General features: G+C 58.8%; 16 protein-coding genes. 9 read left to right on the top strand and 7 right to left on the bottom strand.

Annotated elements, in window-relative coordinates; translation table 11 throughout:
• Positions 1-24: 24 nt before the first annotated feature.
• From KUIN1_RS21215 to KUIN1_RS21205, 3 genes are read right to left on the bottom strand one after another with little or no spacing between them, the layout of a single operon-like run.
• The gene (locus tag KUIN1_RS21215) at positions 25-357 is read right to left on the bottom strand and encodes a hypothetical protein (RefSeq protein ID WP_004416217.1); all 333 of its coding nucleotides are present in this window, start codon (positions 355-357) and stop codon (positions 25-27) included.
• Positions 358-385: 28 nt separating this feature from the next.
• On the bottom strand, positions 386-1936 hold the full coding sequence (locus KUIN1_RS21210; RefSeq protein ID WP_011268831.1) for an AmpG family muropeptide MFS transporter: 1551 nt from the start codon (positions 1934-1936) through the stop codon (positions 386-388).
• 54 nt (positions 1937-1990) lie between these two features.
• Entirely contained in the window at positions 1991-2347 is a 357-nt protein-coding gene (locus KUIN1_RS21205; protein WP_011268830.1) for an MGMT family protein, read from the bottom strand.
• A 157-nt stretch (positions 2348-2504) separates the two neighbouring features.
• On the opposite strand from KUIN1_RS21205, the gene KUIN1_RS21200 reads away from it, so the two are divergent.
• Positions 2505-3512 carry a DUF481 domain-containing protein gene (locus KUIN1_RS21200; protein WP_003405967.1) on the top strand — a complete coding sequence of 336 codons (1008 nt, stop codon included), beginning with the start codon at positions 2505-2507 and terminating at the stop codon, positions 3510-3512.
• A gap of 54 nt (positions 3513-3566) precedes the next feature.
• Here KUIN1_RS21200 and KUIN1_RS21195 read toward each other — a convergent pair whose 3' ends face one another.
• Positions 3567-4325 (bottom strand): SDR family oxidoreductase, encoded by a 759-nt coding sequence (locus KUIN1_RS21195; protein WP_103754476.1) that lies wholly within the window; start codon positions 4323-4325, stop codon positions 3567-3569.
• A gap of 277 nt (positions 4326-4602) precedes the next feature.
• Between KUIN1_RS21195 and KUIN1_RS21190 the strand changes: the two genes are divergently transcribed.
• From KUIN1_RS21190 to groL, 3 genes are all read left to right on the top strand, one after another.
• Positions 4603-5097, top strand: coding sequence for an FxsA family protein (locus KUIN1_RS21190; protein WP_103754475.1), 495 nt, complete (start codon positions 4603-4605; stop codon positions 5095-5097).
• Positions 5098-5352: 255 nt separating this feature from the next.
• On the top strand, positions 5353-5646 hold the full coding sequence (locus KUIN1_RS21185) for a co-chaperone GroES (RefSeq protein ID WP_003304675.1): 294 nt from the start codon (positions 5353-5355) through the stop codon (positions 5644-5646).
• Between the two features lie 49 nt (positions 5647-5695).
• Positions 5696-7339 carry a chaperonin GroEL gene (gene groL / locus KUIN1_RS21180; protein ID WP_010439729.1) on the top strand — a complete coding sequence of 548 codons (1644 nt, stop codon included), beginning with the start codon at positions 5696-5698 and terminating at the stop codon, positions 7337-7339.
• Between the two features lie 81 nt (positions 7340-7420).
• On the opposite strand, the gene KUIN1_RS21175 is transcribed toward groL, so the two are convergent.
• A complete protein-coding gene (locus KUIN1_RS21175; protein ID WP_054092422.1) occupies positions 7421-8161 on the bottom strand; it encodes a phosphatase PAP2 family protein in 741 nt (246 codons plus the stop codon).
• Positions 8162-8338: 177 nt separating this feature from the next.
• Between KUIN1_RS21175 and colR the strand changes: the two genes are divergently transcribed.
• From colR to KUIN1_RS21150, 5 genes are all read left to right on the top strand, one after another.
• Entirely contained in the window at positions 8339-9022 is a 684-nt protein-coding gene (gene colR, locus KUIN1_RS21170) for a two-component system response regulator ColR (protein ID WP_002555020.1), read from the top strand.
• A complete protein-coding gene (locus tag KUIN1_RS21165) occupies positions 9012-10301 on the top strand; it encodes a sensor histidine kinase (protein WP_011268827.1) in 1290 nt (429 codons plus the stop codon). The genes colR and KUIN1_RS21165 overlap by 11 nt, the downstream gene beginning before the upstream one ends.
• A 200-nt stretch (positions 10302-10501) precedes the next feature.
• A complete protein-coding gene (locus KUIN1_RS21160; RefSeq protein WP_003313508.1) occupies positions 10502-11182 on the top strand; it encodes a class I SAM-dependent methyltransferase in 681 nt (226 codons plus the stop codon).
• Between the two features lie 4 nt (positions 11183-11186).
• Positions 11187-11909 (top strand): lipopolysaccharide kinase InaA family protein, encoded by a 723-nt coding sequence (locus KUIN1_RS21155; protein ID WP_003405954.1) that lies wholly within the window; start codon positions 11187-11189, stop codon positions 11907-11909.
• A complete protein-coding gene (locus KUIN1_RS21150; protein ID WP_011268826.1) occupies positions 11906-12133 on the top strand; it encodes a hypothetical protein in 228 nt (75 codons plus the stop codon). The genes KUIN1_RS21155 and KUIN1_RS21150 overlap by 4 nt, the downstream gene beginning before the upstream one ends.
• Before the next feature lie 20 nt (positions 12134-12153).
• On the opposite strand, the gene KUIN1_RS21145 is transcribed toward KUIN1_RS21150, so the two are convergent.
• On the bottom strand, positions 12154-13260 hold the full coding sequence (locus KUIN1_RS21145) for a DUF1513 domain-containing protein (RefSeq protein WP_152092262.1): 1107 nt from the start codon (positions 13258-13260) through the stop codon (positions 12154-12156).
• Positions 13261-13276: 16 nt separating this feature from the next.
• Positions 13277-14341 carry an imelysin family protein gene (locus KUIN1_RS21140; protein WP_152092261.1) on the bottom strand — a complete coding sequence of 355 codons (1065 nt, stop codon included), beginning with the start codon at positions 14339-14341 and terminating at the stop codon, positions 13277-13279.
• Positions 14342-14389: the final 48 nt, after the last annotated feature.

Genomic DNA, 14389 nt, shown 5'->3' with positions numbered 1-14389 from the left:
TTCCAGGGCTTTTTTAGTCGACGATTACTGCAGGCTTATATTGGCCAGCGTAACGATAATGCCGATTGCCGCGACGACGGCGGCGACTGCGTTGATCGAGAACACCGTGCGTAGGGTTGTGGAGAGTCTCCACGGTTTTACGGCGAACGCATAAACCAGCAGGAAGATGATGGCGAAGATCTCCACCTGTGCGAGCAGAACCACCGCGCCACCGAACGCCATTGGCCCGGAAGGGGTCGCGGGATCCTGTGACAGGTAGGAGCTCAGCAGGGTGCCGATGATCGGCAGCCAGATCCCCAGACTGATAAGGATCAGGGGGACGGGGTTGAAAGCGCGTGCTTTGTTTTCGGTGTCCAATGTTGTTCCTTGATGAGGTAGCCAGAGATCAGGGCTTGTCGATAACGGAAGCCTCTTGAGGCGGCTCGGTCTTCGCCGTGCGTATCTCTCGGTTCCATTGCAGGATGATCATCACCAGCGTCGGAATGCCCAGCAGCGCGGTGATCAGGAAGAAGTTGTGGTAGCCGTACTTTTCCACCACCACACCGGAATAGCCGCCCAGCAGGCGCGGTAGCAGCAGCATGATGGAGCTGAGCAAGGCGTATTGCGTGGCAGAGAATTTCAGGTTGGTGAGGCTCGACAGGTAGGCGACGAACGCCGATGTCGCCAGCCCGGAGCTGAGGTTGTCCAGCGAGATGGTAACGATCAGCATCTTCACGTTCGGGCCCATGTCCGCCAGCAACAGGAACAGGATATTGGTCGAAGCCGAGGCCAGTCCGCCGATGAACAGGATCGGCATGATGCCGAAGCGCACGATCAGCAGTCCGCCGATACCGGCCCCCAGCAAGGTCATGATCAGGCCGAAGATTTTGCTGACGCTGGCGATCTGGTCCTTGGTAAAGCCCTGGTCGATGTAGAACACGTTGGCCATGACGCCCATCACCGTGTCCGACATCCGGTAGGTCGCGATCAGGCCCAGCAACAGCAGCGCCTGCCAGCGGTAGCGCATGATGAAATCGTTGATCGGAGTGAGAACCGGTGCCAGTCCGCGACGACCCATCGAGGACAGGCAGGCGATTGTCAGGAGCGTGTAGAGAATCGCGCGTAAAAACGCCCGGTCTTCCAGCAACAGGTCCATCCAGCTGGTGCCGTTGAACAGCACACTGGCGAAGTCGGTATTGTAAAGCTGGGTAAACATCGCCGGTACGGAGACCAGCAGCACAATCAGCACGAACACCGAGGCCAGCTGGTGCGTGAAGCCATAGCGCGCTGCCGACAGCTGGGTGCGCAGCGGCACCGGCGGCTCGCGCATGATCAGTGTGGTGACCAGCGCGGGCAGCATCAGCAGTCCGAACAGCACATAGGTGCCGGTCCACGCTGAATGCTTGTAGGCAAAGCCTGTAGAGCCGAAGCCCTCGGCGAAATACAGTGCACCCGCAGTCGCCAGCAGTGCAGCCACCCGGTAACCGGACATGTAGCTGGCGGCCAGGGCAGCCTGTTGGGTGTCCTGGGCAATTTCCAGGCGATAGGCATCAATGGCGATGTCTTGCGTGGCGGACGAGAAGGCGACCACCACGGCAATCGCGATCAGCCACGAGAGATGCTTTTGCGGGTCGCAGAAGCCCATGCCGATCAGGCCCAGAATCACCAGGCTCTGTGCAAGCACCAACCAGGAGCGACGACGTCCCAGCTTGCCGAGCAGGGGCAGACGCCATTGGTCGAGCAATGGCGACCAGACCCATTTAAAGGCGTAGGCAAGGCCGATCAGGCTCGCATAGCCGATGGTCTCGCGCGCGACACCGGCTTCGCGCAACCACACGGATAATGTCGAAAAGACCAGCATATAAGGCATGCCCGCAGCGAATCCGAGCAGCAGTAACACTAATGTCGACGGGCTGGCATATGCGGCGAGCGCGGCGCGCCAGGTTTTACGGGGCATGGGCTGGAATCTGCCTCAGGTTACGAAAACAAAGGGCGCACTCTAACCGCTGTGCTATAGGGGACGCCAGCCATGGCGCTGCATATCAACCCGATTATTCACAATGGTAACGCCCTCGGCGCGTAAACGTGCCCGTTGTTCGTCGCCGGAAACGCTGCCAGGCGGCAGACTGAGCCGACCGCCAGCCCCCAGAACCCGGTGCCACGGCAGGGAAGAACCGTCCGGCAACTGGCTCAAGGTACGCCCCACCCAGCGTGCCGCTCGGCCCAGGCCTGCTAGTTCGGCAAGTTGCCCGTAGGCGACCACTTTGCCTTCGGGTATCTGCGCCATCGTCAGGTAAAGGGCGGTGCGTCGCGCCTCGTTTGGCGATTGTCCCGCTGGGTAAGGTAATGTTAAGTCCGGATCTGTCACGCGATAATCCTGTATAAAACGCTATTGATTGTCGTTCGCTGAACTTTCGATGGTCCGGGCTGTCTGTTACCACCGTGCTTGGTGGTACATGGATCGCCCCGACACCTCCCCGCAGGAAAATGCCCGATTCCCGCCTTACAGAGCCTAGTTATCGCTTATGTTGTCCAGAACCCTGTTGTGCCTTGCAATCACCGCTGTTTCCACTCCATTGCTTGCCGATACCGTCTGGTTGAAGAATGGCGACCGCCTGACCGGCACAATCAAGGTGTTCGACGGCGGCAAGTTGCTGCTGCAGACCGAATACGGTGGCGCCATCGCGCTGGACTGGAAACAGGTCAAGACCCTGAAAAGCGATCAGCCGTTGCTGGTCAAGCAGGATGAGCATGGCGGTGAGGTCTCCAATTCGCTGCAGGCTGCGGATGACGGCAAGGTCGTGCTGGCCAATGGCGATGCACCCAAGACCGTCGATCTGGCAAGTATCCATCAGATCATCAAGCCCAAGCCGGTTATCACGGATCTTGTCTGGAAAGGCAACATCGACGCGGCGCTGGATTTCCAGCAGGCCGAAAACGATACCAATGATTACAACGTCGCCTTCAAGACCTCGGCTCGTCATGGCGACTGGCGTCACAACGCCAAGGGCGATTACAACCGCGAGACCACCGACGACGTGGTCGGCACTGACAACTGGAGCGCCGAGTACTCGCTGGACCGCTTCCTGACCGAGAAATTCTTCTGGGACGGTCGCATCAGCTACAAACGCGACAAGGTCGAGGATCTGTCTCGTCAGCGCGTAGTCGGTACCGGTCCGGGTTACCAGCTGTGGGATGACGAACTGGGTGCATTCAAGGTCGGTGCGCTGCTTAACCGTACCGATTTCGAGTTCTCCAACGACGAGAAGGAAAACTTCTATTCCGTTGCCGGCACCTGGGATTACAACCGCTACCTGATCGGCAAGAAGGTCGAATTCTTCACCAACGGCGAGCTGGGCAAGCCGCTGAGCTCCGTCGCCGACTACTCGCTGGATGTCGAAGCGGGGCTGCGCTACAAGGTGACCGACTGGGCGTCGCTTAACCTGAAAGCCGAGAAGAACGTCATCAGTGGTTCGAGCAATGGCGATGTCGACAAGACACGCTACACCGCTGGCTTCGGCGTAAGCTGGTAAGCGAAGAGCAGGCGACGCACACCCTGTGCGTCGCCTGCTGCTTTTACGGGCTGACTAGATCCGCATCGCGCCATCCAGCTCCAGGATGCGTCCGCTGAAATAATCGTTTTCCAGAATATAAGCCACCGAGTGTGCAATCTCGTCCGGCCTGCCCATGCGCTTGAGCGGGATCGCCGAGGTCATCTTCTCGAGGGCTTCGGGGCGCATGCTGCCGGTCATTTCGGTTTCAATGAACCCCGGCGCCACGCCTGCCACACGGATGCCGTAGCGGGCGAGTTCCCTTGCCCAGGTAACCGTCGCAGCCGCCACACCGGCCTTGGCTGCCGAGTAGTTGGTCTGTCCGATATTCCCTGCACGTGAAATCGACGAGATATTGATGATCGCGCCCTGACTCTTCTGCTCGATCATTTTCGCCGCCACTTCGCGGGTGCAGAGGAAGACGCCGGTCAGATTGACGTCAATCACCGCCTGCCATTGCGCGAGGCTCAGTTTGGTCATCTCGCCATCCTTGACCTTGACCAGCAGGCCGTCACGCAGAATGCCAGCGTTGTTGACCAGGCCATGAATGGCGCCGAAATCCTCGGCGACCTTGCTGACCGTATCGACGACCTGATCTTCGTTGGCGACATTGCACAGATAGGCGCGAGCCTTGACCCCGAGTGCCTCACAGGCGGCTACAGCCTGATCGAGTTTCTCCTGATTGAGGTCCAGCAGCGCCAGGTTGGCGCCTTTGCCGGCCAGGTATTCGGCCATGGCTCTGCCCAGCCCCTGGCAGCCGCCGGTGATGATTATCAGCTTGTCTTTCAATTCCATATGCGTGCCCAATCACAGTTGATCGTTTCCATGGCATCACTGGCGGGTTGCGAGTGCTTATGCCATAGCCAGAGCACGTTATAGGCTGTTTTTGCGCGTTCGTCTCGGGTCTGCCGCGAGCCCTGAAATACACCGATACACGTTTGTGAAGGCCTGGTTCAGCTCACTTGTGCGCATAATTTAGCGGCAAGCCAGGTGCAGGGAGCTTGAATTAACGACCTTCTGACATCACATACGGTCTACTCGGAAGGCATTCTTCCCTTGAGGAACTCATTTGATGCGTGTTTTTTTGCTGCTGTTTCTATTATTCCCGGTACTTGAGCTGTTTCTGCTGGTTCGTGTCGGGATGTCCATCGGCTTTCTCTGGACCTTTCTGCTGGTCGTCGCGACGTCGATGCTCGGCTTGTTCGTGATGCGCGTAGCCGGGTTTGCGACGGCGCTGCGTGCACGCGAAAGCCTGGCGCGTGGCGAGCTGCCTGCGCAGGAAATGCTCGAAGGCCTGATGGTTGCCGTGGGCGGCGGGCTGCTGCTGTTGCCCGGTTTCATCAGCGACATTCTGGGTGTCATCTGCCTGCTGCCGATCACCCGTCGTCTGCTGATCAACAAGGTCCGCCAGCGCGCCGAAGATCAGGCCATGCGTCAGCGGGCCTTCGCCGATGATTTGCAGACACCTGCCAATCACGGTGCGTCGAGTCATCGCCCAACTGCAATTCACCAGCCTACCCGCGAGCCCGACGTCATCGAAGGCGAGTTCGAGCATCGCGACAAGTAATCTCCACACCCCCCGGCAGCGCGGCACCTCAGGGTGCCGCGTTCGTTTTGACCAGCCGGTTCGGGTGTAAAAAATTTCTATCCAAGACTTGTAATCACTTTGCTCGCCCTTATGTATGGGTCACCGCAAGGTTTCTGGCCTGAAGGCCAGACCGTATTCTGCGGTTCGCGCGTCGAACCGTAACCGGCAAGTCCGGATTTAAACCGGCCGGTGCACTCACCGGACGATCAAACAAACATAATCAGGAGATCGACAATGAAGCTTCGTCCTCTGCATGACCGCGTCGTCATCCGTCGCAGTGAAGAAGAAACGAAAACTGCCGGCGGTATCGTTCTGCCAGGTTCGGCTGCTGAAAAGCCTAACCGCGGCGAGATCGTTGCTGTGGGTACCGGCCGCGTGCTGGACAACGGCGAAGTACGTGCGCTGGCTGTGAAAGTGGGTGACAAGGTTGTGTTCGGCCCTTATTCCGGCAGCAACACAGTGAAAGTAGACGGCGAAGACCTGCTGGTGATGAGCGAGAACGAGATTCTTGCTGTCGTCGAAGGCTGAGTGCTCCCGCTGACTTCCGTTACTACTAAGTATTCAAGGAATAATGATCATGGCTGCTAAAGAAGTTAAATTCGGCGATTCTGGCCGCAAAAAAATGCTCGCCGGTGTAAACGTCCTGGCTGACGCAGTTAAAGCGACCCTGGGCCCTAAAGGCCGCAACGTTATCATCGAGAAAAGCTTTGGCGCTCCGCTGATCACCAAAGACGGTGTTTCGGTTGCCAAGGAAATCGAGCTTAAAGACCGTTTCGAAAACATGGGCGCGCAGCTGGTCAAAGACGTTGCTTCCCGTGCCAACGATGATGCAGGCGACGGTACCACTACCGCTACCGTTCTGGCTCAGGCCATCGTCAACGAAGGCCTGAAGGCTGTCGCTGCCGGCATGAACCCGATGGACCTCAAGCGCGGCATCGACAAGGCGACCATCGCCATTGTTGCCGAGCTGAAAAAGCTGTCCAAGCCATGCACCGACACCAAGGCAATCGCCCAGGTCGGCACCATCTCGGCCAACTCTGATCACTCCATCGGCGACATCATTGCCGAAGCCATGGAAAAAGTGACCAAAGACGGCGTTATCACCGTTGAAGAAGGTTCGGGCCTGGAAAACGAGCTGTCTGTTGTAGAAGGCATGCAGTTTGACCGTGGTTACCTGTCCCCTTACTTCATCAACAAGCCGGACACCATGGTTGCCGAGCTGGACAGCCCGCTGCTGTTGCTGGTCGACAAGAAGATCTCCAACATTCGCGAAATGCTGCCGGTTCTGGAAGCAGTCGCCAAGGCTGGCCGTCCTCTGCTGATCGTTGCCGAAGACGTTGAAGGCGAAGCGCTGGCGACTCTGGTGGTCAACAACATGCGCGGTATCGTGAAAGTTGCTGCCGTCAAGGCTCCAGGTTTCGGTGATCGTCGCAAGGCCATGCTGCAGGACATCGCTGTTCTGACTGGCGGTACCGTTATCTCCGAAGAGATCGGCCTGAGCCTGGAAACCACTACCCTGGAACACCTGGGTAATGCCAAGCGCGTTATCCTGAACAAGGAAAACACCACCATCATCGATGGTGCAGGCGTGAAAACCGATATCGACTCGCGTATCTCCCAGATCCGTCAGCAAATCGGCGACACCAGCTCGGACTACGACAAGGAAAAATTGCAAGAGCGTCTGGCCAAGCTGTCTGGCGGCGTTGCAGTGATCAAGGTCGGTGCCGGTTCCGAAGTCGAGATGAAAGAGAAGAAAGCCCGCGTTGAAGACGCCCTGCACGCAACCCGCGCAGCCGTTGAAGAAGGCGTGGTACCTGGCGGTGGCGTGGCACTGGTTCGCTCGCTGCAGGCTATCGAAGGTCTGAAAGGCGACAACGCTGATCAGGACGTCGGTATCGCTCTGCTGCGTCGTGCAGTCGAAGCGCCTCTGCGCCAGATCGTTGCCAACTCCGGTGACGAGCCAAGCGTTGTTGTCGACAAGGTCAAGCAGGGTTCGGGTAACTACGGTTACAACGCTGCTTCCGGCGAATACGGCGACATGATCGAAATGGGTATCCTTGACCCGGCCAAAGTGACTCGCTCTGCTCTGCAGGCGGCGTCCTCCATCGCCAGCTTGATGATCACCACCGAGGCGATGATCGCTGACGTGCCTGAAGACAAGCCAGCAGGCGGCGGCATGCCGGACATGGGCGGCATGGGTGGTATGGGCGGCATGATGTAAGCCAGCTTTACCACCAGCGTTACACCCATAAAGAACCCCGCCTTGTGCGGGGTTTTTTATGGTCTTTGTGTGCCGGATCAATCAATGCGTCGGTTGTACCTTGCTGTTCTCGAGACCTTTGGGTTCGGGGCGGTAAAGCACGAAATAATAAACCCCCAGACAGATCAGCCAGCAGAACACCGCCGTCCAGATGTTATGGGAAAAGAAGTGCGCACCTTGCAGCATCCGCCCGACAGAGAAAACCGTTCCCAGGCCAAACGCCAGAGCCAGGCCCGTTTTCGCCATCCGTGGACGGCGGTCGCGAAGGGCGAAGAACAGTGCGAACAGGGTAAAGCCGGTCGCCGCATGCCCGCCCGGCCAGCAGCGTCCCGGTTTATCGGTCGCAGGGCGTGGGCTAAGCAGTTCGCTGTAGGTTTCCTGACCACCGAATTCCTTCAGGCTCCAGGGGCATTGCACTGACGTCACCACTTTCACCGGGGTAACGAAGGCAGTTGAAAGCGCCATGGACAGCACCAGGCAACCCAACTCTCTGCGCCACGGGATCAGGCGTTCTACCTTGAAGGATGCCGCAAAGCCGATCGTGGCCACCGCGCCGAATACCATGACCAGTTGTTTGGCGCGGTCGTGGAGAACGTCTTCGAGAAAATAACTGTGCCTGCCGATGAACTGTCCGCTGACCGGATCGAAGGCCAGTTTGGCGATGTCCATGTCCAGCGAAGTCAGTTCAAGCAGCATGAGGATCAGCGCCACGGCGACAGGAATACCCAGGTAAATCCACGGGTTGATCGAACGGGAGCAGGGTGGGGCGACGGTTTTCGACATATCGAATCCAGATCTTTGAAGGGCATGCCGCGATTATTGTGTGCGACGGTTCGTCTCAAAGTGTGTCATGAGCCTTATGAATCATAGGTGAAAAAAACGTCATGCCATTTCGGCGCTGGCCCTCACGCCCACTTCGTCTTAAGCTGCGCCAGCCCAAACTGCATATGAGAGTGCTTTATGCGAATTCTTCTGGTTGAAGACAACCGCGACATCCTGGCGAACATGGCCGATTACCTGGGCATGAAAGGCTATACCGTCGATTGCGCCCAGGATGGCCTCTCAGGACTGCATCTGGCAGCCACCGAGCACTACGACCTGATCGTCCTCGACATCATGCTGCCCGGTATCGACGGCTACACCTTGTGCAAGCGTCTGCGCGAAGATGCCCGGCGTGATACGCCGGTCATCATGCTGACCGCCCGCGATCAGCTGGACGACCGTCTGCAGGGTTTCCGCTCCGGTGCTGACGACTACCTGCTCAAGCCGTTTGCCCTGTCTGAACTGGCCGCGCGGATCGAAGCGGTATTGCGTCGTGCCCAGGGCGGCGGGCGGCGTACCTTGCAGGTGGCCGATCTGGTCTATGACCTCGACACCCTTGAAGTGACGCGTGAGGGGCGCATGCTCAAGCTCAACCCGGTCGGGCTCAAGCTGCTCGCCGTCCTGATGCAGAAAAGCCCGCATGTGCTGCGTCGCGAGATTCTCGAAGAAGCGCTGTGGGGCGATGACTGCCCGGACAGCGACAGCCTGCGTAGCCATGTGCACCAGTTGCGTCAGGTGATCGACAAACCGTTTGGCAAACCGCTGTTGCAGACCGTGCATGGCGTGGGCTATCGCTTGGCCGAGGGCCGGGATGGAGTTTAAACAGAGTCTTGCGCAACGGATCATCATTGCCTTCGCATTGATGAGTGCACTGGTCGCCGGGTCGTTCGCCATCGGGATCATCTCCACCGTCCACCTGGTCGAAGAAAAGCTGATTTCCGCCGGCCTCGGTGGTGACCTCAACCGTCTGATGCTGATGGACAGCGTCAGCGACTGGAGCCACCGGCCCAAGCCCGACCAGTTGTTCTATTTCAGCAATGGTCCTGGCGACTTCGACCTGCCCAAGGATATTCGTCACCTTGAGCCAGGCTTCCATGAGGTGTTCCGTGGGCCGTTGTCATACCACGCCATGATCGAGGTGGTGGATGGCCGGCATTACGCCCTGTTGCAGGATCAGAGCGATTTTGAAGAGCGTGAGCGGGTGCTGTTCGCCGTCGTACTGGTCGGTTTCGTTCTGGCCCTGGCGCTGGCGGTATTTCTCGGTTGGGTGCTGGCGCGCCGGGTCATGGCACCTGTGGTGCGTCTGGCCCGGCAGGTTCGCCACCGTGACCAGTTGCTCGGACTGGCACCGCCACTGGCGCCCGACTACGCCGCTGACGAAGTCGGCGAGTTGGCGGTGGCCTTCGATGCAACATTGGGGCGTTTGCGGCAGGCGTTGATTCGCGAGCGCATGTTCACCAGCGACGTGAGCCATGAACTGCGTACGCCGTTGATGGTGCTGGCCAGCTCTTGTGAGCTGCTGCTGGAAAACCCTGCGCTCGATTTGCGCGGCCGCCGTCAGGTCGAGCGTATCGGCCGTGCCTGCGAAGAAATGCGCGATCTGGTACAAACCTTCCTGATGCTCGCTCGCACCCAGCGCGAAGACCCGGCCATGACGCCCAAGGCCACGCTGGTCGGGGTGGCCGAACAATTGATCTCCCAGTGGCGTGACCCGATAGAGAGTAAGGGGCTGCAGTTGACCTACACGCCACCGGCCGATGACCAGCTGTCCGATATTCGTTACAACGCGACCTTCCTGCATGCCGTGATGGGCAACTTGCTGCGCAACGCGCTTCACTACACCGATCACGGATTCATTGCGCTGACCCTGCACGCCGAAAGCTTCACCGTGGAGGACAGTGGTGTGGGCATTCCCGAGGAGAAGCGCGAGGCAATGTTCGAGCCTTTCGTACGCGGCAACGAGCAGCGCGGAGAGGGGCTGGGCCTCGGGCTGTCACTGGTGCAGCGCATTTGTACCAACCAGGGATGGAGCGTCGATCTCACCCCTATGGAACCTCATGGTTGCCGGTTCAAGGTAACGCTCAACGTGATCAAACCCTGACCTTTCTCCCGAGTAGACCGGCCTCATTGTGTAGCGGCCAATTGACTGCACTTCGTCGATTGGCCACACACGGCCTCTAACTCTCTGTAAAATCTCGAAACACCTGACGTTAAAAGGTAACATTTTTTTCACATTCAGATGACCTGACGGTGACGGCGGTGCCTTTAGTTTGGCCCCCATCAACATCAGGAGCTGCTCTCATGAGCGATCGCATCGAACTCGAGTTTTCCCGAAAGTACGACAAGACACACGCCCGCCAGTACCTGGAAAAGCATCAGGACGGTATCTGGCGCAAGCTGTCGCATCATCGCGATGAACAGTTGGCGAGAAAGGCGCTGCACATGGCCGGAGACCCGGGCCTGGTGCTGGACCTGCCTTGTGGTGCCGGACGCTTCTGGCCGTTATTGGCCGAGAAGCCGAACCGCTCGATCATCGGTGCCGATAACTCCGCAGACATGCTCAGTACCGCCTGTGCCTCGCAGCCGGCAGACGTTGTAAAACGGGTACAACCTTTGCAGACATCTGCCTTTGCCATCGACCTGCCGGATAACGCAGTAGACAGCATTTTCTGCATGCGCTTGTTGCACCATGTCGGTCAGTCCAGCGACCGGATGGCTCTATTGCGCGAGTTTCAGCGCGTGACCCGTGACAGCGTGATCGTCTCCCTCTGGGTTGATGGCAATTTCAAGGCATGGAAGCGTGCGCGCCTGGAGAACAAGCGCCAGCAAAAAAACGGGCGGGAAAGTTACCAGAATCGTTTTGTGTTACCTGTTGTTACCGCGGAAACCGAATTTGAGCAGGCAGGATTTCGCATTCAGAACCGAATGGATTTCCTGCCCATGTACGCCATGTGGCGAGTCTATGTCCTACGTAAAAGGTAAAAAGATGGGTTTGCAGTCCGTGAAAGAACCAGTCGTGAACCCGATCCAGAATGAGTTCGATCAGTTCTGGAGCCAGCGTGGCGAATGGGTTGAAGAACCCAATGTGCGTCGCGGTGGCGAAAGTGGTGTGCAGCGGCTGGTCATGGACGATGGGCAGACCCTTTATGCCAAGCGTCAGACAGGTCATATCTACCGCAGCCTGCTGCACCCGCTGGGCCGACCCACCGTACTGCGCGAGCGCGAGGCGCTTGAAGGCCTGCGCAAGCTTGGCGTCGTCGTTCCCGAAGTGGTGTTTTGCGGTGCTGAACGCGGTGAGGACAACGCCTGGAGGGCATTGCTGGTCACCGTGGCGCTGGAAGGCTTCGAGGAAATTGAAAAGTGGCAGGCTGCCGGAGGGCGCGAGCGCCATGGCGAGCTGTTCTATGAGCGGGTGCTCAAGGAAGTGGCAGCCACGCTGGCGCGCATGCACCTGGGTCGCTGGCAGCACAGCTGTCTGTACATCAAGCACATTTTCGTGCGCGTGACAGGGGAAGGGCCGGACGCCAACGTCGAGGTCGCCTTGCTCGATCTCGAGAAGGGCCGTCGTCGCCTTACCGCTCAAGGCGCAGCCCAGCATGATATGAAACAGCTACGACGCCATTCGTCATTCAGCGCTGCAGACTGGCAGAAGTTGATCTACTTTTATCAGGCAGCGTTTGGCAGCTCTATCAAAGGTTTAGAGTCATGAAGCTAGAAATGGCAAGAGGTTTGTTTATCTTCGGTGCACTGGCAGTTGCCACCGTCGCCGTGGCGGCGCTTGAACAACCGTCTACTCGCATCCTCACCACACAGCACGGCGAGGGGCATTGCCCGATGCCACGCGTGGCGAAGAATCTGGTGAACGTGCAGCCGGACCACGACCTGTTGCTGTTCATGTACAGCCTGGCGCAGGGCACCGGGGTCAAAAACTGAAGCCCTTGCAGGCCCTGTACCTAACCCACCTGAGCCAGATGAAGATGGTTGTCCCACAACCCGGCTGGCAGGTCCAATGGCCGAGCCAGCAGTTGCGCCTTGCGACAGTCATAGAAGCGGCAGCGTCCCTGGCCTGAGGTCACGACAAAGCCGTCGGCGACAGCCCCCACTCCCGCACAGTCCGGCAGCGGCGCATCCAGTTTCAGTGCGCCACTGTCCAGGTCCCAGATGAAGAAGCGATTGCCGCGTGGCGCCGTCAGGGCCACCAGTCGCAGGTCACTGTGTACTGCGACGCTGGCGGTGTAATGGGCCATCGCGCGCAATTGCTCTTCTGCTACCGGAAACGCCTGGAATGGCTGGCCTGGACGCTTGATGGCCAGCAGTTCGGCCAACTTGTGGCTGTCGCCCATGAACTGTTGACCCGCGACGATGGTGCCATCGCTGGCAATGCCCATGTGGCGCACGCTGTTCATCTGCTGGGAAAGCGCTTCCTTGCTGAGCAAGGTACCGTCACGCTGCATGATGACCAGGCTGGGTTGCATGGCATCGAGGTTCATCTCTACCCGGCTTTCCGCTTCGGTGCGAATGCCACCATTGGCGACCACCAGCGTTTCACCGTCCGGCATCCAGGAGACCTGATGCGGACCGATGCCATGCGTGGAAATTTCAGCCGAGTGCACCAGTCGCTCGCCGACGAAGCGGTAGACGCCCAATAAACCGCGGCCTGGATCGCGGGTGTCGTTTTCCGTCGCATACAGCCATTCGCCGTCGCGATGAATCACGGCATGGCCGTAGAAGTGGCGGTCAGGCTGCGACACTATGGTTTGCAGCAAGCGACCATCGCGCAGGTCGATCAGGTAGCTTTCAGTACCTGGGCGACGGGCGATGAACACCGCGAGTGGCAAATCGGGATGATTGATGATGTCGTGGCAGCGCTGGCCCACCCGGGTGGCGAATACCTGCGTTCCGTCGAGCTTGAAACCCACCGCGTAGTGCTTGCCGTCGCCATCGTCGCGAGCGGAAAGCAACAAGGGGCGTGTGTCCTTTTGCCTGAACAGGGTCCAGCCACCCAGCGTGCAGGCGCTGAGCAGAAGACTGCCGAGCGCCATGGCCTGACGTCGCAACATCACATGTACCTCTTGATCAATCGCCGTCGTTGGCGTTGAAGCCCAACTGAATGCCGAGGGCCTTGGCCAGCTCGCCTTCGTGCAGGCGGTGCACCGCGTTCAGGCTGTCGTAAAACGCATTGAGTTGCTGGCGTCCTGCATCCGTGGCCAGCAGGTCGGCCAGTGGCTGCTTGAGTTCCGACAGCAATTTGCGGCTGTTAGCGTAGGCGGCATCGATTTTGTCGGCCAGCGGTTTCTGCTCGGCGGGCAGCAGGCTGCGCAAGCCCTTGTTGTCGACACCGGTCCACACCGTCTCGGCGCTGATCAGGCTGGCTTCCAGGCTGCTGAGCGACGACTTGCTGCGCCACGCATCTGCCTGGAAGGGCTGCGGTTGCCCCTTGCTCTGACGACCCAGTGGCGTGCCGAGCTTTTTCTTCAGGCTGTCGAGGGCGGTGACCTGAACCCGCAGCAATTCGGCGATGGCTTCATGAGAGTCGGCGTAGCGCTGATTGGGGAACTTGCTCAATTGCGCGAGCATGCCGTCAGTGCTGTTCCAGCTGTTGAGGATTTCTTCAGCCAGTTGTTTCTGGCGTTCACCGATGGCCATCAGCAGCGGGCAGTAGCGTGCTTTCTGCTCGGCATTGGCCATGTCGATGTCGGCGTCGAAGAGGATGTATTCGTAGGCGGACAAACCCTGCACCACGACACTGGCCTTGGACAGTTCCTGAGCGGTGATCTGCGGCTGTGCAGTCACCAGTTGCTCGACCTGACGGCCCACCAGGTTCTTCTTGTCTGGCCAGAACTGTATTTGCCAGGCGCGATTGCCTTCGGCCAGAGGGCCGATCAACAGTGGTTGCAACTCGGCCCAGGTCTTCTGTGCTTTCAGAAAGTCGGCGCGGGCGCTGGCCAGATCAGTCTTGCCCTGGCAGAACGCTAATGCGCTGGCTGCCAACTGACGATCAGCCTCTACCCAGCGGCTGTAGGTCGGCAGGATGACCTGTTTGGCAATCGCTGCGGACGTCACCGCCTGAGGGTCGGATGGCGAGCAGGCACCCAAGGCAAGCGCCGCAAGGCTGGTCAGCAACAACTTGGGTCGGAACATGTCCGGCTCCTTATTTCTTAAAGGAAGGTGTTTGAACAGGAAGATTCT

The organism is Pseudomonas sp. KUIN-1 (assembly GCF_009176725.1).
Classification (GTDB): Bacteria; Pseudomonadota; Gammaproteobacteria; order Pseudomonadales; family Pseudomonadaceae; genus Aquipseudomonas; species Aquipseudomonas fragariae.
Note: the sequence above shows the minus strand (reverse complement) of the source record. Positions and strands in the feature narration are given on the sequence as shown.